Here is a 21982-nt window from a genome sequence, read left to right on the forward strand (position 1 = left end):
TTTGTTATTGTTGTTTATAAAAATTCAGCATTTTATCAGCAATGCCCTTTGTATCTACTTGATATGTTCCGGCTTCAATGCTTTTTTTAATTTGGTCTATTTTATCTTGGCGTTCTTTCATGATATTCGGCACCTTTTGCATTTCGATTGCCTTTTTAGAAATTTCGACTTTATCAGTTGATTTTGCTTGATTTGATTGCAACGTTTGTTTCTCATATGTTTTCTTGTAAGGATTTACTGGTTGTGTTCCATATCGATTAATTTTCACGGGATTCCTCTCGCTTTCCGTTACAGTCTGTCTTGATTCTATCCATTTTATCGACCAAACTGCAACTTAGTTTAGGGAATCAATCGTTTTTAGGATTAATGGCATAATAGGTGTCTTTTTTCCTAGATTCAATCTCCCTTTTACGCTCTTCTTCTTGGTTCATTTGACTCATTTGCGACTGAATGTCCTGTTCACATTGACTGCACAGCTTGTTTTTTCTGATCGGTTGGCCACATCTTTCACAAGGATAGTTGATATTCGGAAATTGGCTAATTTGAAGTCTTTTCAAACGGATAAATTTCAAGATTAATTCTTCATCAACTTCTGTTGCATCTACTATTTCAGCAATGGTTGATTGTCTATTACTTTGCTTTCGCAAGAATTTATAAACGATATCAAAAGAACGTTCTTCTTCTTCAAAGCATTTGTTACAAACCGTTTGGATGGTCGTTTTTAAAAACAGCTGATTACATTGCGGGCAGTTTGCCAATTGATTCATAACCAAAACCCCTTACGTTATTTTCTCTTCTTATTATCGGTTAATTATCCTGAATTTTAACTACGGATCAACGTAAAAGAGGAAACACTTTTGGCACCTGCTTCTTTTAAAATTCTCGCCGCATCATAAATGGTGGCCCCTGTTGTATAAATGTCGTCAATTAAGATAACTTCCCTTTGAACGATCGCATCTGTCTGCGTGATTTGAAACATTCCTTTTTGATCTAAACGTTCATTTTTCTTTTTCTTGGACTGTTTGCTTTGATGTATTTTTACAAGTGGCTGAAGGATCGGCTCACCAATCAAGGAAGCAAGTATGACGGACTGATTAAACCCTCTTTCCTTTAGTCTTTCTTTACTTAAAGGAATCGGGATCAGCACAGGTTCTTTCATTGAAAAAGAGCGCTTAAATACTGCTCGGACATCTTGTTTAAAAAGCTCAGCTAAAGCTGTATCACCTCGAAATTTAAAGCGGGAAAGGACATCTTTCATCAAATCGTTGTAAGCATAGACAGACCTATTTTTCACAAGTACTGTAGTAGAATCAGGGCGTTCTTTCCACATGGAACAGTCTTGACATAATTGATCGTTCGACTGTGCTCTCCCGCAGGCTGGACAAATCGGGCGTTGAATTTTTTCTAGGTGATGCTTACATGCTATACATAGACGATCATCATTTAATAGAAGTAATGATTTCCATGTAAAAGAAGCGACAAAATGTCCCTCACAAATGAGGCAGATCAATTGTTATCCTTATTTATCGGCAGACGATTTTCGCATCTTGGAAATGTGGAGACCTTTGAAGCGGCTTCTGTCAGAATGACCAGCATGGCCGTATTCTTCTGTTTGTCCACCATCTCAGATTTACTGTAAGATATTTTATCGATATCTGTTATATACTGAGGCTTCACTTGATTTAGTGAAATCGCTAATACATCTTCTATACACTTTTCACAGTGACAAATCATGTTTAATTGGTTGAGATATTGATAGAGGATTTCCTTGAGTAGTGTTTCTTTTGCATTGAGTAGCATATTTGTCTCTCCTGCCATTTGTGTATTGTGAATATAAATGTACCATGAAATTTAGTTGAACCTACATTATTTTTCGGAGAACTCTTTTTCAGCTGTATCATTCATTTTTACAATATGCTTCTTTGCTTGTTTCATACTTCTCGTTAAACCAAAATGAAAAAAGAAAACATCTCCTTTAAAAAAATCGGGATGTCTACCTGCTCTACCAGAAATCTGAACAAGTGCACTTTCTGTAAAGATAGTAGATTCTGCACCTAGTACCCCCACTTGCACATTTGAAATGGTTACACCTCTTTCTAGAATTGTGGTTGTAACTAGTACATCGTATTTGTCATCTCTGAATTGCTGGACCTTTTGTTTCCTATCTGGATCATCAGCAGACACCCCTTCTACATTTAAGTGGTGCTTTCTAAGAACCTTCGTTACCTTCTTCATAGTAGAAATAGAAGGAACAAAAAGTAAAACCCTTCTCTTTTTTGTAATATGTTTCTGCATCCAATTCATTACTTTAGGTGGGAGCTGATTCTTTTTAAATTTCTTCTTCCAATGTCCAATCCATTGAAAGGATGGGACCGGTAAAGGTTGTTGGTGAAAGCGCAGAGGAATTTTTATGGCTTCTAGTTGTCCACGAGATACATCTCTTATCATTTTCTTAGACGGCGTCGCACTTAAATAAACCCTAACCCCTTTCTTTCTCATTGCCTTTAAAACAGCAAATTGGAGACGTTCATCGATTGAATAAGGGAAGGCGTCGACTTCATCTATAATGAGCACATCAAATGCATGTTTATATCTCATCAACTGGTGAGTTGTAGCGATTACTAACGGTGCTATTTGGAACCTTTGAGGACTTCCTCCATAAAGAACAGCTATTTTCATTCCTTGAAAAGCTTTTTTAAGCCGCGGCTCTAGTTCAAGGACAACATCAGTTCTAGGTGTCGCAATGCAGACACTCATTCCTTGATGTAAGGCATATTCTATTCCGTGAAAAAGCACCTCTGTTTTCCCTGCCCCGCAAACTGCCCAGATGAGTAGATCAGATTTGTTTTTTATCGCTTCGATCAATTTCTCTGACGCTCTTTTTTGTCCTTTAGACAGGTTTCCCTGCCATGTTAATTCCGAGTGACATGCTTCTTCCATTTGTGGACCCGTCCATTCATAAAGAAAGCCACATTCCGTTGTTTTCCCCATCATGATGCATGATCTACAATACACACAATCTTTTTGACACTTGTCACACGAAGAGTGGGCAAAGTACCGATTTTTTGATACACCACATCTGCAGCAAATAAGACCATTTGCTTTCCTCTCAATAGCAGGTGTTCGGATAACTAACCCCTTCTCCTCCAGCCAATCCAAATCAGACTGTGAGCATCTTGTTTCAGCAGTAAGCAGGTGGCGTGACTGCAGGTGCTTCCTTAGTTCCATTGCTTTGTCCATGTTCAATTTCAACAAACACCTTTCAACTGATGTTTGCCTATTATGCGCAAAGACATGACCTTTCGTCCAACAGCTAAAAAAGAAAAACAAAACCCCTTTTCTAAGAGAAAAGAGGTTTTTAGGATTTATCTAATCAGCCAGCCAAGAGCTAAAGAGCCTTCGCCTAGATGAGTGCCGATTACAGCACCAAAATAGCTTTTATAAAATTCAACATGAGGATATTTTTCTGATAAGTGCGCAATCAAATCGTCTACTTCTTCTTCTCTATTACCATGTATCACTGTTGCTCTCATCGGGACACCACGCGATGCATCTTCATCAAATAGTTCAAACATACGTGAAATGGCTTTTTTCCGTGTACGAATCTTCTCAAAAGGGACAATTAGCTTGTTGTCAAAATGCAGTATAGGCTTTACCTTTAAGAGGCTCCCAATAAAAGCCTGAGCACCATTTAATCTGCCGCCTCTTTGTAAATGAGTTAAATCGTCTACCATAAAATAAGCTCTCTGATTCTCTTTCAGGTAATTGAGATGGGCTAACACTTCTTCTGGAGAAGCACCAGCTTGGATTTTCTCAGCAGCTTCTATCACATAAAAACCTTGTGCCATACAGCTAGTTTCTGTATCAAACGGGTAAATGTCAATTCCGTCAACTAGGTCATTTGCTGAGGCTGCACTATTATATGTTCCACTAATTCCGCTAGAAAGGTGAATACTAATCACGGCATCATATGTTTCACTTAGTTTTTCATATAATTCTATTAGTTCACCGAAAGCAGGCTGAGAGGTGGTTGGAAGGTCTTTATGCTTTTTGACTTCTTCATAATATGTCTTCCAATCCATTTCTATTTCTTCACGGTATGATTCATTGCCAAAGATGACATTAAGAGGGATCATATGAATATGATGTTTATCACGCAGCTCTTGTGGTATATAAGCAGTACTGTCTGTTACAACGGCTATTTTCATTCTTAAATACCTTCCTTATCCGTTAAGTTGCTCTTTTTTATTTTCAAAGAATGATCATTGTTATTCATTAGATTTATAATAGTAATCAAAAAAGCCTGCCTAATCAATAGGCAAGCCCGTTATATCCGAAAAAGACTCCTTATCTACCTATCATTTCTCTCAAATTAACATGTGAGAGAATCAAAAACAGGCGAAAAAGGAGTACTTGTCCGGAATATTATCTCATTTCTACCCAGCCGTTCTTAATTGCTACAACAACAGCTTGTGTACGGTCGTTTACATTCATTTTTTGTAAAATGTTACTCACGTGGTTTTTGACTGTTTTCTCACTAATAAAGAGCGACTCACCAATTCCTCTATTGCTCTTTCCGTCAGCTAACATTTGAAGTACTTCGCACTCACGTCTTGTTAAGATATGAAGTGGTCTGCGAATTTCAGGATATACTTCATGCTGTGGATGTGCTGAAACGCCACTAGTCGCTAGGCGTCGGAATTCATTTACTAAGTTATGAGTAACTTTCGGATGTAAATAAGATCCTCCGTCAGCTACGACTTTCACTGCTTCAATGAGCGTGTCTGCATCCATTTCTTTTAACAGGTAGCCTCTTGCTCCTGTTTTCAATGCATGTGTCACATAGTTTTCATCATCATGAATAGATAGAATAATGACTTTTGATTCGGGATAAAGCTCAACTAGCTGCTTTGTAGCCTCTACACCATTTACATTCGGCATATTAATGTCCATAATGACAACATCCGGATGATAGTGTTCTACGATACGTGCAGCTTCGTCTCCGTCGTCTCCTTCTGCAACTACTTCAAAAGTAGGTTCAAAATCTAAAATCCGTTTGACACCTTCACGGAATAATTGGTGATCATCAATAATTACAATATTTACTTTAGTCACAAGCTACGCCTCCCCATGTTTATTGTTCTACACCTGAACTTTATGGTCAATATGTCTTTTGTCTCTATTTTACAATTTTATTTTGCAATGTTAATGGCACGCGAATCATGATGAATGTCCCTAGACCTATTTTTGAGTCTATGGTCATTTTACCTTCAAGTAAGTCTACGCGTTCTTTCATGCCAAGTAAACCGAAGGATTTGTTTTTGTTTGTTTTCACATCTTTCATATCAAAGCCTTTTCCATCGTCTTTGATAATTAACGTAACAAAGTCTTTCGTCACTTCTACTTTTACAGAGATTTCTTCAGCTTCGGAATGCTTTAGTGAATTTGTGACAGCTTCTTGGGCTAGTCTAAACAGTGCCACTTCAAATTGAGAAGCAATTCTTTCGCTTTCTGTATCCCCTAGGCATTGGAACGTGATCTTGGTTTTTCCATCATACTCTTCGATTGTGTTTAAATATTTTCTTAGCGTCGGAATGAGACCCAAATCATCTAAAGCCATTGGTCTTAAATCATAAATGATTCTTCTCACTTCGTACAGAGCATTTCGCACATTCTGTCTGAGACTTCTAATTTCTTTAAAGCCTTCTTCTGTCCCACGGTCTCTGAAAATACGTTCAATTAATTCGGAACGCATCATTACGTTTGCCAGCATTTGGGCCGGACCGTCGTGAATTTCACGGGATACCCTTTTGCGTTCTTCTTCTTGGGCTTCAATAATTCTAAGTCCAAAATCTTGTTTTGCTTGAGCATCTTCAAGTAACACGCCAACTTGACGTAAGTCCTGATTGAGATAGTTGAGAACAACTGTGATCTGACTCACAAGCGTTTCAGAGCGTTCAATGACGTCTTGTAGGCTTAACAATCGTCTTTCCAGATCGTCTCTTCTTTCTCTCAGCTGCTTTTCGCGCTGCTGGATCATAGTGAGTTCCACTTGCAGATTATGTGCTTTTTCGTAGGCCTCCCGTATTTCTTCTTCGCTAAATTTGTTGAAGTTTCTGCTGACCTCAGATAAGCGATTTCTAGCATGTCTCGTATGGACTTCTAGTTTATCCCCAAAATCAATTACTTCGTTTACTTGCTGCTTGATTTGCTTCAGCTCTTCTACAAGGCTTTCATATTGTTGACGGGACTGTTCGCCTATCCTAAATACTTCGTCCTTGCTGCCATCAACTGTACTTAGCATTTTCATGATGATTGAATCCAATAATTTCGGATCCATTTTAGGTGTTGTCATGGCTTTTCCCTCCCGTAACAGTGATGTCATCTTTTTTTATTATAAATGTCATTGATCTGCATTTTATGTCGAATTATAATGAAAGAATGCGTATAAATCATGAAGTTTTTATGACGACCCTTTTTCTACCCCTATCATCATAACAAAATACGCTGTAAAATTCTAAAATCAATGCAAATTTTCTCTAGTCTTACAATTTGCTTTTCAGGAGGGTATGTCTTTTGCTGCATCGCTATCTTACAGTAAAAAGTCGTGGCGAGCATGAGATCGTCATTGAAAAATCACGTTTTATTTGTCATATACAGCGTGCTGTCTCAGAAGAAGAAGCACAAGCATTTATACAATCCATTAAAAAACAACATTGGAATGCCACACATAATTGTTCTGCCTATCTCATTGGAGAACATGACCTGATTCAAAAAGCGAATGATGATGGTGAACCAAGTGGTACAGCAGGTGTGCCAATGCTTGAAGTGTTAAAAAAACGGAAGCTGAAAGATACAGTCGTAGTAGTCACTCGTTATTTCGGCGGTATTAAGCTAGGCGCCGGTGGATTGATTCGTGCCTACGGAAAATCTGTATCAGAAGCCATCAACCATGTTGGGATGGTAGAGCGCTGTTTAATGCGTACGATGCACACAACAATAGATTATACATGGCTTGGAAAGGTAGAGAATGAGCTTAGAGCCTCATCTTTTCAGCTAAAAGAAATTCATTATGCAGAAGATGTTATTTTTGAGACGTATGTAGAAGAAACACAAACAGAGCAGTTCATTGAATGGATGACTGAGCTGACAAATGGAAAGAGTGTTACAAAAGAAGGCGAACTGATTTATTTAGAAAAGGACATTGGTCCGATAAAGGAGACAGATGAATGGCACAACGAGTAAAAGTGCGTGTACGAAAGAAAAAGAGTAAGAAGAAGAAAATTTTCAAACGTATCCTGGTTTTATTTTTGCTTCTTATCATCTGCATGGGCGGATTTGCAGTCTATAAAATAGTCAATACACTTCAAGCCGCTGACAAAACATATGACGAACTAAACCGCGGAGAGAAATCGAAGCTTCGTGATGCGGTCATTGATATTAAAAAGAAACCCTTCTCTGTACTTTTTGTCGGAATTGAGGATTATGCCACAGATGGTGATCATGGCCGTTCAGATTCACTTATTGTCGCAACAATTAACCCTCAAGACAAAACGATGAAAATGGTTAGTATCCCCCGTGACACACGCGTACAGCTTGCAAGTGACACCACAGGAAGTAAAGAAAAGATCAATGCAGCATATGCTAAAGGCGGTAAAGACGAAACGATTGAAACTGTCGAACAATTCTTGAATATTCCGATTGATAAATATGCGACCGTTGATTTTGACGGATTCAAGGATGTCATTGATGAAGTCGGTGGAATTGATATCGATGTTCCATTTGACTTCAATGAAAAAAGTGATGTGAAAAAATCGAAAAAGATTTATTTCAAAAAAGGCAATATGCATTTAAACGGGGAAGAAGCACTTGCTTACGCGCGGATGAGAAAACAAGATCCACGCGGTGATTTCGGACGTAATGATCGTCAGAAACAAATTTTACGTGCAATGATTGATCAAATGTCGAAGGCAAATAACATCGCGAACGTGGATAATATCGCTAAAGAAGTCAGTGATCATATTACGACCAACTTCCGTATCACAGAAGGTCTAGCGCTTCAGCAAATCTACAGCGGGTTTAAGGGAGACGACACAGAAACACTTTCTATTAAAGGGTCGGATCTTTATTTAGGACCAAATCGAACGTATTACTTTGAGCCAGATCAAACCAATCTAGCTAACGTACAAAATGCATTACGGACGCATTTAAAGCTTCCTACTGAATCTTCGACTGAAACAGATTCACAAACCAATCCATCCTCTGGTGAAACAGGATCAAGTGATACAACTAATCCTTCCAGCACATCAGGACAATAATAAAACAGCCCAGTTCCTAGGAACGGGCTGTTTTTTATTGTCTTTTCACCATTCGTTTATAGAATTTCGTAAATGGTTTGAACTCTTCGTTGACCAAACCCGTGACTTCCGCAATCACTTGCATAAACATCACCAGTAAAAAGATAATGATCAGCGATAACCAAATGGTCGCGCTTGTCAGCAAAATCGCACTTAAGCTAAAGACTAAGCCAATCATGTAAATCACGATGACAGCCATGCGATGGGACAAGCCAAAGGCCATTAGTCTATGATGAATATGAGATTTGTCCGGTGATGAAATGGGCTGTTTGTTTAATATGCGTCTAATGATTGCAAAGGTCGTATCAAATATAGGAACACCTAGAATGATCACAGGAACAACAACACTAAACAAAGTGACACTTTTGTATAACCCTAAAAGTGACAGCACCGAAATCATATAGCCTAAAAATAGCGAACCGGTATCTCCCATAAAAATCTTCGCTGGATGGAAGTTGTAAAAGAGAAAGCCGATCGTACTGCCAATGACGACAAGAGATAAAGAAAGAATCAGAATCTTATCAGCAGAAAATGCCATCACTGCAATCGTTGATAAACCGATGACAGAAATACCGGCAGCTAGTCCATCAAGGCCGTCAATTAAATTAATGGCATTTGTGATACCCACAATCCATAGCACGGTGAGGGGATATGCCATCCAGCCTAACTCAATTCGATCTGTTAAAAAAGGAACAGAGAAGAAGTCCATTTTTAAGCCCGTGCTCACAATCAAACAAGCAACTAGGACTTGTACGAGAAATTTAAATCTTGCACTTAAATTATATTTATCATCAAATATACCTAAAATGACGATGAGTACGGCACCAACTGAAATTGCTGTAATTTTATTATGTAGAAACAGCCCGCCTGCTAATGCTCCAGCCGCTACTCCAATAAAAATTGCCAAACCACCCATTCGAGGCATTACTTTATCATGAACTTTTCGTTTATTCGGCTGGTCCACTGCACCAATCTTAATTGCAAACTTTTTGACGATTGGTGTCACAATTAAAACTGTAGCCAGAGAGACAAAAAACGCTAATAAGGCGCGTTCGTAATCCATAGGTCAGTCTCCTTCTAAATTGAAATCTGTATTTTGTATATTGGCCGCTCTTTCCATTATACAATTGAATAGAGGATGATCACAAGCTCCCCCTGTGAGGAAGAAACAAATAAAAACGCACAATCCCGAATGAATTATGCGTTTTCTTTAATATTCGTTAGTTCCACCATGTTTGTGAACAGCGCGTGCCAATCTTTTTTCTTCGCTCGGCTTTGTCTTAGATGTCTATAGCTCGTGTCGTCTTTTTTACTGATCACTTTCAGGCAGGCTTCTACGAAGAGCGCAGGATCGTCGCCCTCTAAATATTCATACACATCCTTCTCTTTTAGCCTTTCCGTTGATGGGAGATTTAAACCGACAACCGGTATTCCAGCGGCTAAAAATTCATAAAGCTTGAGAGGGAACACCGCTTGATTATAAGGGGATTGTTTATATGGCATCATACCTACATCAATCAGCTTCATATAAGCAGGCACTTCTTCTGGAGCAACAGCACCTGTCCAAATCACATTAGGCAGTTTGAGTGCATGCTGAAAAGATGGATCTCCATTCGTTCCATCCGGACCGACAAATAAAAATGTCCAATCAGGCCGCATACGAGCAGCTTCAGCCATCATGTCAAAATCGAGCTTTGGCTTGATTCCTCCGATAAAACCAAGCACAGTCCCTTCTCTTCCTTCCAGCACATCTTCTTTGCACGGAAGATTGCTTTTCGCAAACACATCGTATTCGACGCCATTTTCCACCGTAAACACATCTTTCGGTTCTCCCATAAGACGTTTTTTGATTTGATCGTGTAAATATTGAGAAGAGCATGTAATGCTGTGTGCGTATTTAATGATTCGATTTTCTGCTTTGACAATGACACGCTGCCTCATATAAGAAAGGATGTTATGGTTGCCGCTTATCGGCTCTCCCCACAGGTCACTGCAATCATAGACAATATGTTTCCATTCAAATAAAGAAGATAAGAGCGGAAAGCCCGGAAACGTATACCATAAACAAACAGCGATCCCCTTCTTCTCCTCATGCCGCAAATGTTCAAGGAGAGGGGATAATTTATGAATATAGAACATGTCTTGATATCGACCAAAGCGAAATAATTTGCTCTTGAGCACATCAGGAATGGTCAATTGCTTCATTCGATCTGTTATGGGCTGAAAGGGAGCTGTATGACGAGATGATGACGGGCATACCCAGATGACCTCTTTTGTTTCTGGATCAGATGCTAGAAATTCGGCCAGCCGATGCCGTCTGTACCTCAGTCCGTCCTGTCCCCATTCTCCCGTCGCTACGACAACATGTATGATCGAGTCTGCTTTCACCTTTATCACCTTTTTTCCCTTCTGTTTATAAGCGCTTCTTCACAGCATTTGTCGCATAGTGCATAAAACACCAAGACGCTTTGACAAAATGAAGCTGCTCAATTTCTCTGTAGACAAACCACGTTTTTTTCGCTGCTTTCCACTTGTTACTAGAGATGGAGTTCCCAACGATGCGATATTCACTGAGCGGTTCACTCATACCATAGGCTGTAAATCCTCTTTTTAATATAGACAGCCATGTAGCTAAATCCTGCCTTGTGCGAATGTTCGGCATTTCCACATGTCCTACCTTTTGAAGATCAAGCATGACCGTTAAACAGCCGATAATGGTATTTTTCAGGGCTTCATTATAGTCTAATCTCGCTGGCGCAGTGACGGTTTTTTCTAATGGTTCTCCGTTTTCTGCAATGATGTCATATGCCGTAAATGTAAAGGCATAATCATTTGTCAGCATGAAGTCTACCTGTTTTTCAAGCTTCGTCTCTTTCCACATATCATCGCTGTCTAAAAAAGCGATAAAGCGTCCTTTTGCCTGTTTGATGGCTGCGTTTCTAGCAATGGCAGCTCCCCCATTTTCCTCTAAATAAATGACGTTGATTCTGTCGTCCGCTTGACTTAAATCCCCTAATAGCTTTCTAGTTCCATCTGTAGAACAATCATCTGCAATGATCAGTTCCCAATTGGAATAGGTTTGGGCAAGGACGGAATGAACTGTATCCGTTAAATAACGTTCCGCATTATACGCAGGTGTAATGATGGATACTAACGGTTGATTGTTCACCTAAGACTCATCTCCAGTTCATTATTAAGATTCTTTGAACACTTCGGGTAAGACCACAAACATAAGCGAGATGCTAAAGCCAATGACAAGCCCAAGAAGTGCCCGTTTTTTAGCTGACATGCCTTTATTGCCTTCATCAAGTACTTGTGCAGGATCAACAATTTTTGCCTGCTTCATTCCAAGCTTTGTTGACTCCAATTCATATAAGAATCGTTCTTTATCGACTTTGGAATCATTGCTGACCGATTCGTCTTCAAGAGCAGCTAATCTACTTTCAATCACCTGCTGCCTTTTTGTAAATAATGCTTTATCTTGCTTGAGAAATGTATCCGACACCTGCTTCACGACAGCCAAAGCATGAGCCTTATCGGCATCCGTGAAAGACAGCTGTAATTGTGTATCTGATTGATTGGTAAGGATGAGACGAGTTTTCACATCCTGTCTTTCTTCTTCTTTCACATCACTGAGTGCTTCATTTAGAAATGCATCGCTTTTTAATAGAGATGTCACTTCTGCCATGTTGTTATACACCCCATCATCATATTTACCGAGAGTGAGGGTAACAGCAGCTGTGTAACTAGATTGCTGCGTAGTTCCTTTAGCAAAAAAGAAACCAAAGGCACCTAATACGACAGGCAGCAGTATGAGCCATACGATGTACTTTTTGATTCGCTTCCCTATCCTAGATATGAAACCAGACATGTTCATTCTCCCAACATTGACGTATTTGCTCTTTCACTAGTGTAGCCATACAAACGCAGCATCACACACGGTTTACCATAGCTTGAGTCGTTGTTTGTTTTTCAACATATTCACCGCTGCGATCACCAGTCCTAAAAATACCCAATGGAAATATAAATTCGAGACGGAGCTAGGACTGATACTTGAAACGAGAAAGCTCAGCATGGCTGCAAACAACCCCTCAATGATCATTTTTGCCGCTCTTGTGTCAGCCCATTGGTATTGTTTGTACAGTGTGAACATGAGATAGGCGTATACAGAGATATAGCCCAGCATGACTGCAAATCCGAAGTTCGTCATCAATTCCAGCAGCCAATTGTGCACTTCTACGACCTGGTCTGTGTCAAAGATCGAAAAGTGAGCTAAGTAGTAAGACACATTCCCCGCTCCAACTCCGAATCCGTATGAATTCGTAAAGAAGTGCCAAGCATTTTTGATTAAATTCGCTCTCGCGATGTTAGACGGGAGTGGTTCACTAAAAGAATGCGCGACCTGAGAAGCGAGAAACAAGTCATAAAAGACCGAATAAATCTTAGCTGAAAAAACAGCGATACCGATGACGACAAGTCCGCTTGCTGCAATGATTGACCACTTTTTGAGAAAACGCGGCAGCAGCAGCCACACATAGATCGCCACTCCTGCAAATATCCCAAGCAGACTAGCGCGGGATTCGGTTAACAAAATGAGATACAGCGCGGCGATTGCACCTAATAATCCAAACGATTTGATGTAACCGTTCTTCATTTGACGCATGCATGCTAGATATAAGAAGAAACTAATCGATAAAAACGTTGCAAAGTCATTCTGATTAAAAAAGACAGATGTAGGATAGTGCTGTTTATACGCTGGCCCTAGATACAATGAGGTATTCGGTAAATGGTTCAATGTAAAATGATTATAGAACCCAATCCCCATCACAAACACAGTCATGACCAGCCAAATGCTATAAAAGGTCACCACTTGATCCATTCGCTGAATATACATGACGACTAGAAAGACAAATCCCATCCCCATTGCAAGAAGGGACATATATTTCAGGCCGTCTGTGACCGAATGAGCCCAAAGCAGTGAGATGAGACCGTAAAGAAACCATACAGCGAAAAAACCAAGAATTCCTTTGACACGAATCTGCTGCCACTGCGATATGTACGTCCCCTGATCTCTCATCCGCCATATAAATAAAGCAAAGGCGGCGATGAGCATGATACGGTAGAGAAAAAGACTAAAGAATCCTGCACTAATAGAAAAGAAAGCGTTGTTGAGAAAGGTCAATGTAATCAAAAGATAGATGACTGACATGAAGATTTGCTCACCATTCATGTACAGCTTCATCAACACGAGAGCAGCCGACAGGATCAGAAGTATAACCGGAACAGCCACCATCTTCTTTAACCCGACGGGCTGCGCGGCTGCCATTTGTACAAGACCGATCCCTGCTGCAAACAATATACATCCAATCATGATTTGCCATGCTGTATGCTTCACACTCATACCCATTTTCCTCCTAAGCAACCCATCCGATTTGAGGGATTAAGCCTTGACTTCCTGTTCATAGTAGGAAATGGTACGAGCCAAACCTTCCTGTAAACTCACAACAGGCTCCCATGCTAAGACTTGTTTCGTTTCCTCATTTGCCAATGTACTATGCACAATATCTCCTGCACGCTGCGGCTTGTAAATTGGTTCAAGATGCGACCTCGTTACTCGCTTCATCGTTTGAAACAGCTCATTCACAGTGATTGAATCACCACACGAGATATTTAAACAAACGTTTGATTGAGCTGTTAAAGCCGCAACATTAGCCGCTGCTAGATCACCTACATAGATGAAATCTCTTGTTTGTTCTCCGTCTCCGAAAATGAAAGGAGCCTCATCCTTTGCAAACTTATCAGAGAAAATAGAGACAACCCCGCCTTCGCCAAGTGCATCTTGTCGCGGACCATAAACATTGCTATACCGAAGAATACAATAGTCCACATCATACAATGATTTTGCCATTTCTAAGTATCGCTCTACTGTGAGTTTCGCTAAACCATAAGGCGAACCAGGCTTTAGACGGTGAGCGGTATCCACTGGCAGATACACTGGATCTCCATAGACAGCTGCCGATGAGGCAAATACCACCTTCTCCACCCCCGTTTCAGCAGCTGCTTTCATGACGTGCAGGGACCCTTTGATATTGACCTCTTCGTCATAAACGAAATTCTGAACGGAAACGGCGACACTCACCTGTGCTGCAAGGTGAATGATATAATCCGGTCTTATTTGTTTGATCAAATCGACCGTTTCTGTTTTTGTGACATCTGCCTCAATGCATTGAACGGAAAGGTGGGCAATATTTCCCCGAGATCCAGTTGAAAAGTTATCAAGAACAATGGGCTCGTAGCCTTTTTCTAGTAAAGCCTCTACCGTGTGTGATCCAATAAATCCGCTTCCCCCAGTAACCAATACTTTCTTCATCCAAGCTCCCCCTGTTATTGTGCCTTTGATACCAATTCTGCTTCCCATACGCCTGGGCGGCCGATAGACTGGTAAATAAATCCTCTATCTTTCATTTCTGCTGGATCAAACAAATTCCTTCCATCAATTACAATCGGTGAACGAAGCAGCTGCTTGATTTGATCTTTATCCATCTTCTGTACGTCATCCCATTCTGTTAGGATGAGGCAAGCATCCGTATCTTTTACTGTTTCATACAGGTCATTACTGAAGACAGCTTGCGGGCCAAGCTCTCGTTCTGCTTCTACATAAGCAACCGGATCATAGGCCTTCACAAAGGCACCCAGCTCTCTTAGCATTGGGATAATGTCTAATGCAGGCGCAGAACGCATATCATTCGTATTCGGTTTGAATGCGAGACCTAAAACAGAGATGGTTTTTCCTCTAATATCACCGAATACACTCATCAATTTGCTGACAAGGTGCGCTCTTTGGTGATTGTTCGTTTCAATCACGGACTCGATCAGCTTGAACCGGTAGCCAGCTGTTTCGGCAATTTTGAGAAGAGCCATCGTGTCTTTCGGGAAACAAGACCCACCAAATCCAATGCCCGCTTTTAAAAATTTATGCCCGATACGGCTGTCTAATCCAACGCCTTCGCTAACTTTTTCAACATCAGCGCCCACCCGCTCGCAAATATTTGCAATGTCATTGATGAATGAGATTTTTGTGGCAAGCATGGCATTTGCAGCATACTTAATCATTTCAGCACTTTCTAAATTGGTCTCCACAACCTCTGTTTGAAACGGATCATGCAATCTTTTGATGATGGTCGACGCATGGGTGCTTGTCGAGCCGATTACTGCCCGCTCCATATTCATCGTGTCTTGGATGGCAGATCCTTCTCTGAGAAACTCTGGATTGGAAACGACATCAAAAGGATATTTACTGCGCGATGCTTTTTCGACAATGGCTTGAACGAGCCGGCCTGTTCCAACAGGTACTGTGCTTTTATTGACGATGATTTTATAGCCATTTAGATGTTCACCAATTGTTTGAGCGACAGCTTTCACGTACGTTAAATCTGCTTCCCCCTGTGCTGTCATCGGTGTCCCTACAGCAATATAGATAATCTCTGATTCCCGGATAGCAGCAGGAATATTGGTTGTAAAAAACAGTCTTCCTTCTTCCGTATTCTTTTCAATCAATTCCTTTAAACCCGGTTCATAAATGGGAACGACACCACTTTTTAAGCTGTTGATTTTTGATTCATCGATGTCACAGCAGATGACACGATTTCCGATATCAGCAAAACAAGTACCTGATACTAACCCGACATACCCTGTTCCAATCACAGCAATTTTCTTCAACATTTTTCATCCTCTCAGTAAAAGCATATTGTCCGTTCCAAGCTGTTTATCTATCTATCATTCTTTGCACATTTCATCTTGTTTAAACGATGGATCTTGATTGATGAAGCACCTTTTCATATTGCTGTATGAGCTGCTTCGTATTATTTGCTGATGAATATTCTGTATGAACGATTTGATGAAGATCGCTTTTCACTTGCTCATTCCATCTGTTTTCATAAAGGTAGGCGTGAATGGCCTCTTTTAACTGATTTGTCGAATGCGGATCAACGAGCAGATGTTGATAGCTAGAAAATAAGGTTGGGAGACCACCGACTCTTGTCGCAATGACAGGTACTTTTAAAGCGAGTGCCTCCAGAACGACGGTTGGCATTCCTTCACTATAGGACGGAAGTGCAAACAAATCGGCTGCGATTAAGTAGTCTTTCACCTGCTCATTCGGCACCTGCCCTGGGAGTAGAATAGATGCTCCAGCCCGTTCTGTGAGCTCCTTTGCAAGGGGGCCTTTTCCAACAAAAACTGCTTTCACACCATCCAAGCCGCTGACAGCATCAGCTAATTCAAGTAAGCCCTTCTCTTTGACTAACCGCCCGACGAAGACAACGAGCTTGTCGTGAAGGGGTAAGCCTAACTTTTTCCTGATGAATTGTTGATCTTCTTCCGTTTTAGAAAATGACTGGAGCGGAATACCGAGCGGGAGGCATTTCGCTTCTACCTTTGTCATGTCATTTGTCTTTTTAGCAAGCTCCTCGCTCACCGTCAGAACAGCAGATGCCTGTTTCACCGCCGTTTCAAAGGCTGCATGTGCCCCTTTGCTATAGCCCGGATACACGTTCACATCACTGCCATGTAAGGTCAAAAGATAAGGAATTTGCGTTTCTTTCTGAATCACAGCCGCCGCTCCGCCAGACGGCATCGCAAAGTGTGCATGGATAAAATCTGGTGACAGCTGGTAACGCTGCATGGCGCCGAGAACAGTAGAAGCTATTCGTTTACTCGGCTGTGCCCATTTCAGCTGTCCAGGAAGCGCTGTATAGGGCGGCCTGTATACGGTCACTCCGTTTCTCACTTCCTGTTCGGGCAGATCCTTTTTCTGCCGATAGGACGCCTTCAGCATCCGCAAAACCGGTGGATTGACCGGGTTGGGACAGATGACGGTCACTTGTATTCCTTGTTTGAGCAGCTCCTGCACTTGCGTTTCATGGAACACACCTTCACTTGGATGTTTTTCACTAGGATATACACTTGTCAGCCATAGCACCTTCATGACGAACGACCTCTTCTCAATAATTTGCCTGCAACCTGCGGATACATTTTGATGAGCAGCAAGCCATACAATGCTGTGCTGACACAAATCGTCAATCCTAATTGAAGTAAAATGTCGGCTGACGTCAGCTTCATGCCTTGATGCAGGGCTACCGCACAGGCGGCCATCAATAGCGTCATAGCAGCAGGCTTGCCAAGTGATTTTAAATAAACCTTCATATCTAGCTGAATGACATACGCCATGAGCCATCTGCCGACAATGAAGTTGAGCAGGCTGACACCTGAGTAAACCCAAGCTACTGTGAGCAGACTGCCTGTGCTGACACCTACATATAAGGTGCATCCATACACGATGAGCATCCCCGTATCCCAATAAAAGGCTAAGTCCGCTCTCCCCTTTGCAAGGAGTATTGACCCGTTTGGATTCATCAGCACACGCAGAAGTCCGACAATGCATAATATATTAAGAACCGGAACAGCTACGAGCCATTTCTCGCCAAACACTACTTCTATAAAGCTATCTGATACGGCAGCAAGACCGATTAATAACGGAAAGCTAATCAATGCGAGCATATTCGTCATACTGAGGAAGCCCTCTCGCAGCATGGAGTGATCACGCTGACTTTTTGCGAAAACCGGGAAAGCCACTCTCGTCACGATTGGGTTAATTTTCAGCACGGGGATCGTCACGATTTGATACGCCAAGCTATAAATACCTAACGCTTCTGCTCCTAGAAACCGGCCGATTAAAATCATGTCTATGTTCGATCCTGCTCGATTGACTAGTCTGGATGCGAGCTGGAATGCACCGAATGAGAAAAATTCTTTCACTTCTCCTAATGCAAAAACAGGTGCTGGGCGCCACTTCTTCCAATAAGCTGCGGCATACATAAGCCCTTTTCCAGATTGCAGAAGCACTTGAGAAATGACATAGGCTACAATCGGATTGATGAAGAAGGCCAAAGCAAGTAAAACAAACAGCGATATCATAGTTGCAATGGCTTCAATGGCACTTAATGTTTTAAAGGCTAAGTCCTTTTGCATCATGTATTGGTATTGCTGGCCAATGGGTGCAATCAGAAACATGATCGATAATAGTTTGAGCAACCCCTCCAGCTCTGGCCGGTTATAAAAGGCGGCAATCATTGGGCTTACAAGAATGAGTAAACAGAATAAGACAACTCCAGTGAGTAAGTTGATCCAATATAATGTGGATAATTGACGTTCTGTTGTTTGTTCCTTTTGGATGATCGCTGCCCCAATCCCTAGATCAAGTAAAATCTGCGTAAATATTGTGACAGTTGTGATCATGCCAACGAGTCCAAACTCTTTCAGTGACATCACGTTCCCTAAAAAGGCGAACTGTGCAATTTGGATGATCGTAATGATAAATGCGGACAAGCTTGTCCATTTTGCCCCGCCCAGCATGTGTTTTTTCATACTTGCCATTTCTCTTCCCTACTTTACTTATCTGGCTCCGTCACCCGTCATGATGACTTTTAACGTTTTTACCATAATCTTCGTGTCGAGAGAAAATGTCAAGTTTTGAATATACTGTAAGTCATGTGTTAATTTTTCACTTGGACTCATTTCATATCCTCCATTTACTTGAGCAAGACCTGTCAGTCCCGGCTTGACCGTTAATCTTTTCGTAAAACCTGGAATCGTCCGATTAAATTCTGCGGTAAACATCGGTCTTTCCGGGCGCGGACCTACGATACTCATTTCTCCTTTTAACACGTTGATGAATTGAGGGAGTTCATCGATTCTTGTTTTACGAATGAAGGCTCCCACTTTGGTGATACGTGGGTCGTTTTTTTGTGCCCATTTCGCTCCTCCGCTTTCAGCATCGGTTCTCATCGATCTGAGCTTCCATAATTTAAAGTAAACACCGTCTTTCCCGACCCTCTCCTGCATATAAAAGGCTGGTCCCGGTGTTTCCAGCTTAATCAAAAGAGCAAACAGCAAAATGATTGGCGTACTCAACATCAATCCGATGAACGAGAACATTAAATCTATGAAACGTTTTGCAAATAAATAACGAACCATATGTTCTGTTAAGGCAAAAGAGTGGTTTCGTCTCACTTCATATTCTCTATAAAGATTCATCGCTTTCTCTGCACTCACTGACCTGCACCTCACCATTCAAAGTAGTTGTTGTGTAAAGAGATGTTCTATGAAGGTCAGTTTAGCAGAGCAACATTAAGCAAATGTAAATGCGCTGTTAAGTCTTGTAAAACTGTGTTAAGAATGTGCACTTATATCAAGTTATGCCCTTTTCAACGTAAAAAAGACCCGCAATTCTGCGGGTCTCTGGGTCTTTTTTTATTTTGCTTTAACGGATTCGATCGTTTTTAATCGAAGGGTTCCGTTTGCATCTTTTGTATAAGTGACTTTCACTTTTGATTCTTCTTTTAAGCTGTTCACTTGTTTAGAAAACGTATTTCCGAATTGAATAGCAACTTCTTTGCCATCAATGTTCACAGCAATGGTATGTCCATCAGCCAAGCCGACATATGTGCCTTCCTTGGTGACTTCATTTTTCTTATTTGTTGTTGATTCTTTCTTTGTTTTAGAATCAGTTTTTGATTGTTCCTTAGTAGGTTCTTCTTTTGTGATTTCTTTACTTGAGCTGTCTTTTGCGTCTTCATCAGATTGACCAGATTGCTCTTCTTTTGGAGCAACTGTTTCTTTGCTTTGATCATCTGCTTTTTCATTTGATGACTGATCTTCTGTTTTTTCCTTTTTCTCTGAAGCATTTTCTTTCTTTTGATCAGCTGCTTCGGTTGTTTCCTTTTTGCTATCATCCTTATTGTTGTCGCTTGATTGATTTGTTGTGCCGCATGCTGTGAGTAGTACACCTAGAAGCAATACTAGAAACGGCATTGTGATTAATTTTTTCAAAATTGTCACCTCTTCATGATTTGTCGATTGGCTGTCGCTTAGATTCATGCGTAAACCATTCACCTTTTATGTTTCAATTATAACAAAGATAACTAGAAATGAAATGTATTTTTAACTTGACACATTATTGACGACCCGATCACTTCATAGACTTTTGAAAAAAGGCTGCCGAGAGACGTTCTCGAGCAGCCTAAGAGGAGTATCTGAGGCACCCCTCATGTTTGTATTTTCTTATCTAAAGTAACCTGACACACCGCTTGAAATGCCTGACGCTAAACGATCTTTATACGTAGCCGATTTCAAGATGTTTGAATCAACTGGACTTGACACAAAACCAGTTTCTAAAAGAACACTCGGCATTTTAGAATATTTAATCACGTAGAATCCAGCTGTTTTCACACCACGGTCTCTTGTACCAAGTGCACTGACCATTTTCGGCTGAATGTTTTGCGCAAGCTTCAAGCTGTTTGCAGACGCATATGTTTTGTCATAATACGTTTCTGTTCCGTTTGCACTGCTGTTATCATTTGAGTTTGCATGGACACTGATGAAGATATCTGCATTTGCTGACGCACCTTTGCTCACTCGTGTTTGAAGACTGTCAAATGTGTCTGATGTTCTTGACATCGTAACAAGTGCACCCGCGTTGTTTAATTTCGTATTTAAACGCTTAGCTACATCTAAATTCAAGTTCTTTTCATATAACCCGTAGCCTACAGCTCCTGAATCATGTGCGCCATGACCTGGATCAATGAATACTTTTTTCCCGACAACAGGGTTTTTCAATTGATTCACAACAGTTGGTGTCACCGTATTTGCACTGCCTACGACAGTAAATTTGGTGATTTTTTTACTGCTAATGGTTGCTCTTGTTACTTTTGGTAATGTTTTTTCATTCGTTAGAAGCAATGCTTTGTTTTGCTTCGCTGCGATCCCTGCAGCAGAAGATGAAGTGGCGTAGCCAAACCCTCTTCCTACATAGGTATTGTTCGTGCTCATATTATACTTTTTCACAATATTAGCGGCAACGTCATAACGAGTGGAGCCTTTAATTCGTGTTGGAGATTTCAATTGATTATAAGCTGCTTTTGTGACGTAATTTTCTCCGCCGACTACAATGGTTTGTTTGACATTGCTTGCTTTTGCAACAGATGCGATTTCAGAACGAAGTCCCTTTTTATCTGTGTAGAGAATCGGGAAACCTTTTTGTGCTGCTACCGGTGCAATTGCAATCCCATGAGCATAGAAGGAACCTTCAACGACAACGACGCCTGCTGGCTTTTTCATTTTCTTCGCGATATTTGCAGATAGCTCATATCGATTTTTTCCTGAAATACGTTGTGTAGAGATGCCCATCTTCTTCACTTCATTGATTACGTTATTTGACACACTTGATGTACTGCCTAAAACGATCACTGTCTTTGTTTTTAAAGCCTTTAGGGCTTTTTTCGTATCACCTGAAAGACTCTTACTGTTTGTATAAAGAACTGGTCCATTTTTTTGGTGTGCAAGTGGAATCCCTGCTGTTGCATCTGCATACGCAGTTTTCCCTACTATTACGACTGTACTTGCAGTTCCCCATCCCTTTTTCGCTACGTTTGCTGCTACAGCATATCTGCTTCCGCCATCAATTCGTGAGACTGAATTATCTGCTGAAGCTGTTGGAACAATAACGAAAATGGCGATGAGGCTGAGGATGGCTGTTTTCATGATTGAGCGCATCATCTATGTCCTCC

Annotated in this window: 22 protein-coding genes; 2 read left to right on the top strand and 20 right to left on the bottom strand. The window is 40.9% G+C overall.

The window, feature by feature from the left end:
- Positions 1-4: 4 nt before the first annotated feature.
- The 8 genes from flgM to degS form a co-directional block, all read right to left on the bottom strand.
- Complete coding sequence (flgM, locus tag QRN39_RS12985) at positions 5-268, bottom strand: flagellar biosynthesis anti-sigma factor FlgM (RefSeq protein ID WP_003213252.1); 264 nt, start codon at positions 266-268, stop codon at positions 5-7.
- Positions 269-347: 79 nt separating this feature from the next.
- Positions 348-767 carry a TIGR03826 family flagellar region protein gene (locus tag QRN39_RS12990; RefSeq protein WP_003212865.1) on the bottom strand — a complete coding sequence of 140 codons (420 nt, stop codon included), beginning with the start codon at positions 765-767 and terminating at the stop codon, positions 348-350.
- Positions 768-823: 56 nt separating this feature from the next.
- Positions 824-1330: a ComF family protein gene (locus QRN39_RS12995; RefSeq protein WP_050782676.1), complete on the bottom strand. Its 507-nt coding sequence runs from the start codon at positions 1328-1330 to the stop codon at positions 824-826.
- A gap of 176 nt (positions 1331-1506) precedes the next feature.
- Positions 1507-1800, bottom strand: coding sequence for a late competence protein ComFB (gene comFB, locus QRN39_RS13005; RefSeq protein ID WP_106066158.1), 294 nt, complete (start codon positions 1798-1800; stop codon positions 1507-1509).
- A 66-nt stretch (positions 1801-1866) separates the two neighbouring features.
- Positions 1867-3246 carry an ATP-dependent helicase ComFA gene (locus QRN39_RS13010; protein WP_284907380.1) on the bottom strand — a complete coding sequence of 460 codons (1380 nt, stop codon included), beginning with the start codon at positions 3244-3246 and terminating at the stop codon, positions 1867-1869.
- Between the two features lie 119 nt (positions 3247-3365).
- Positions 3366-4208, bottom strand: coding sequence for a DegV family protein (locus QRN39_RS13015; RefSeq protein WP_003213402.1), 843 nt, complete (start codon positions 4206-4208; stop codon positions 3366-3368).
- Between the two features lie 217 nt (positions 4209-4425).
- On the bottom strand, positions 4426-5115 hold the full coding sequence (degU, locus tag QRN39_RS13020) for a two-component system response regulator DegU (protein WP_008348273.1): 690 nt from the start codon (positions 5113-5115) through the stop codon (positions 4426-4428).
- Between the two features lie 64 nt (positions 5116-5179).
- Positions 5180-6355: a two-component sensor histidine kinase DegS gene (gene degS / locus QRN39_RS13025; protein WP_003213166.1), complete on the bottom strand. Its 1176-nt coding sequence runs from the start codon at positions 6353-6355 to the stop codon at positions 5180-5182.
- Between the two features lie 221 nt (positions 6356-6576).
- On the opposite strand from degS, the gene QRN39_RS13030 reads away from it, so the two are divergent.
- Entirely contained in the window at positions 6577-7245 is a 669-nt protein-coding gene (locus QRN39_RS13030; RefSeq protein WP_003212936.1) for a YigZ family protein, read from the top strand.
- On the top strand, positions 7230-8318 hold the full coding sequence (locus QRN39_RS13035; protein WP_212045589.1) for an LCP family protein: 1089 nt from the start codon (positions 7230-7232) through the stop codon (positions 8316-8318). The genes QRN39_RS13030 and QRN39_RS13035 overlap by 16 nt, the downstream gene beginning before the upstream one ends.
- A 34-nt stretch (positions 8319-8352) precedes the next feature.
- Here QRN39_RS13035 and QRN39_RS13040 read toward each other — a convergent pair whose 3' ends face one another.
- The 12 genes from QRN39_RS13040 to QRN39_RS13095 form a co-directional block, all read right to left on the bottom strand.
- Entirely contained in the window at positions 8353-9420 is a 1068-nt protein-coding gene (locus QRN39_RS13040) for a glycosyltransferase family 4 protein (protein ID WP_003212692.1), read from the bottom strand.
- Positions 9421-9554: 134 nt separating this feature from the next.
- Positions 9555-10745, bottom strand: coding sequence for a teichuronic acid biosynthesis protein TuaH (gene tuaH, locus QRN39_RS13045; RefSeq protein WP_226805380.1), 1191 nt, complete (start codon positions 10743-10745; stop codon positions 9555-9557).
- A gap of 25 nt (positions 10746-10770) precedes the next feature.
- Positions 10771-11526, bottom strand: a complete 756-nt coding sequence (gene tuaG / locus QRN39_RS13050; protein WP_050944347.1) for a teichuronic acid biosynthesis protein TuaG — start codon at positions 11524-11526, stop codon at positions 10771-10773.
- A 24-nt stretch (positions 11527-11550) separates the two neighbouring features.
- Positions 11551-12228: a teichuronic acid biosynthesis protein TuaF gene (gene tuaF, locus QRN39_RS13055; RefSeq protein WP_284907381.1), complete on the bottom strand. Its 678-nt coding sequence runs from the start codon at positions 12226-12228 to the stop codon at positions 11551-11553.
- 72 nt (positions 12229-12300) lie between these two features.
- On the bottom strand, positions 12301-13758 hold the full coding sequence (gene tuaE, locus QRN39_RS13060) for a teichuronic acid biosynthesis protein TuaE (RefSeq protein ID WP_284907382.1): 1458 nt from the start codon (positions 13756-13758) through the stop codon (positions 12301-12303).
- A gap of 39 nt (positions 13759-13797) precedes the next feature.
- The gene (locus QRN39_RS13065; RefSeq protein WP_050944352.1) at positions 13798-14727 is read right to left on the bottom strand and encodes an NAD-dependent epimerase/dehydratase family protein; all 930 of its coding nucleotides are present in this window, start codon (positions 14725-14727) and stop codon (positions 13798-13800) included.
- Positions 14728-14741: 14 nt separating this feature from the next.
- Complete coding sequence (gene tuaD / locus QRN39_RS13070) at positions 14742-16079, bottom strand: UDP-glucose 6-dehydrogenase TuaD (protein WP_284907383.1); 1338 nt, start codon at positions 16077-16079, stop codon at positions 14742-14744.
- A gap of 79 nt (positions 16080-16158) precedes the next feature.
- Positions 16159-17343 carry a teichuronic acid biosynthesis protein TuaC gene (gene tuaC, locus QRN39_RS13075; protein ID WP_253622112.1) on the bottom strand — a complete coding sequence of 395 codons (1185 nt, stop codon included), beginning with the start codon at positions 17341-17343 and terminating at the stop codon, positions 16159-16161.
- Positions 17340-18791: a teichuronic acid biosynthesis protein TuaB gene (gene tuaB, locus QRN39_RS13080; protein WP_284907384.1), complete on the bottom strand. Its 1452-nt coding sequence runs from the start codon at positions 18789-18791 to the stop codon at positions 17340-17342. The genes tuaC and tuaB overlap by 4 nt, the downstream gene beginning before the upstream one ends.
- Positions 18792-18809: 18 nt before the next feature.
- Entirely contained in the window at positions 18810-19469 is a 660-nt protein-coding gene (locus tag QRN39_RS13085) for a sugar transferase (RefSeq protein WP_044140051.1), read from the bottom strand.
- A gap of 198 nt (positions 19470-19667) precedes the next feature.
- Positions 19668-20255, bottom strand: a complete 588-nt coding sequence (locus QRN39_RS13090; RefSeq protein WP_223251195.1) for a prolipoprotein diacylglyceryl transferase — start codon at positions 20253-20255, stop codon at positions 19668-19670.
- A gap of 222 nt (positions 20256-20477) precedes the next feature.
- Complete coding sequence (locus tag QRN39_RS13095) at positions 20478-21968, bottom strand: N-acetylmuramoyl-L-alanine amidase (protein WP_044140362.1); 1491 nt, start codon at positions 21966-21968, stop codon at positions 20478-20480.
- Between the last annotated feature and the right edge of the window lie 14 nt (positions 21969-21982).

Source organism: Bacillus sp. lyk4-R2A-2 (assembly GCF_030209735.1).
Taxonomy (GTDB): Bacteria; Bacillota; Bacilli; order Bacillales; family Bacillaceae; genus Bacillus; species Bacillus pumilus.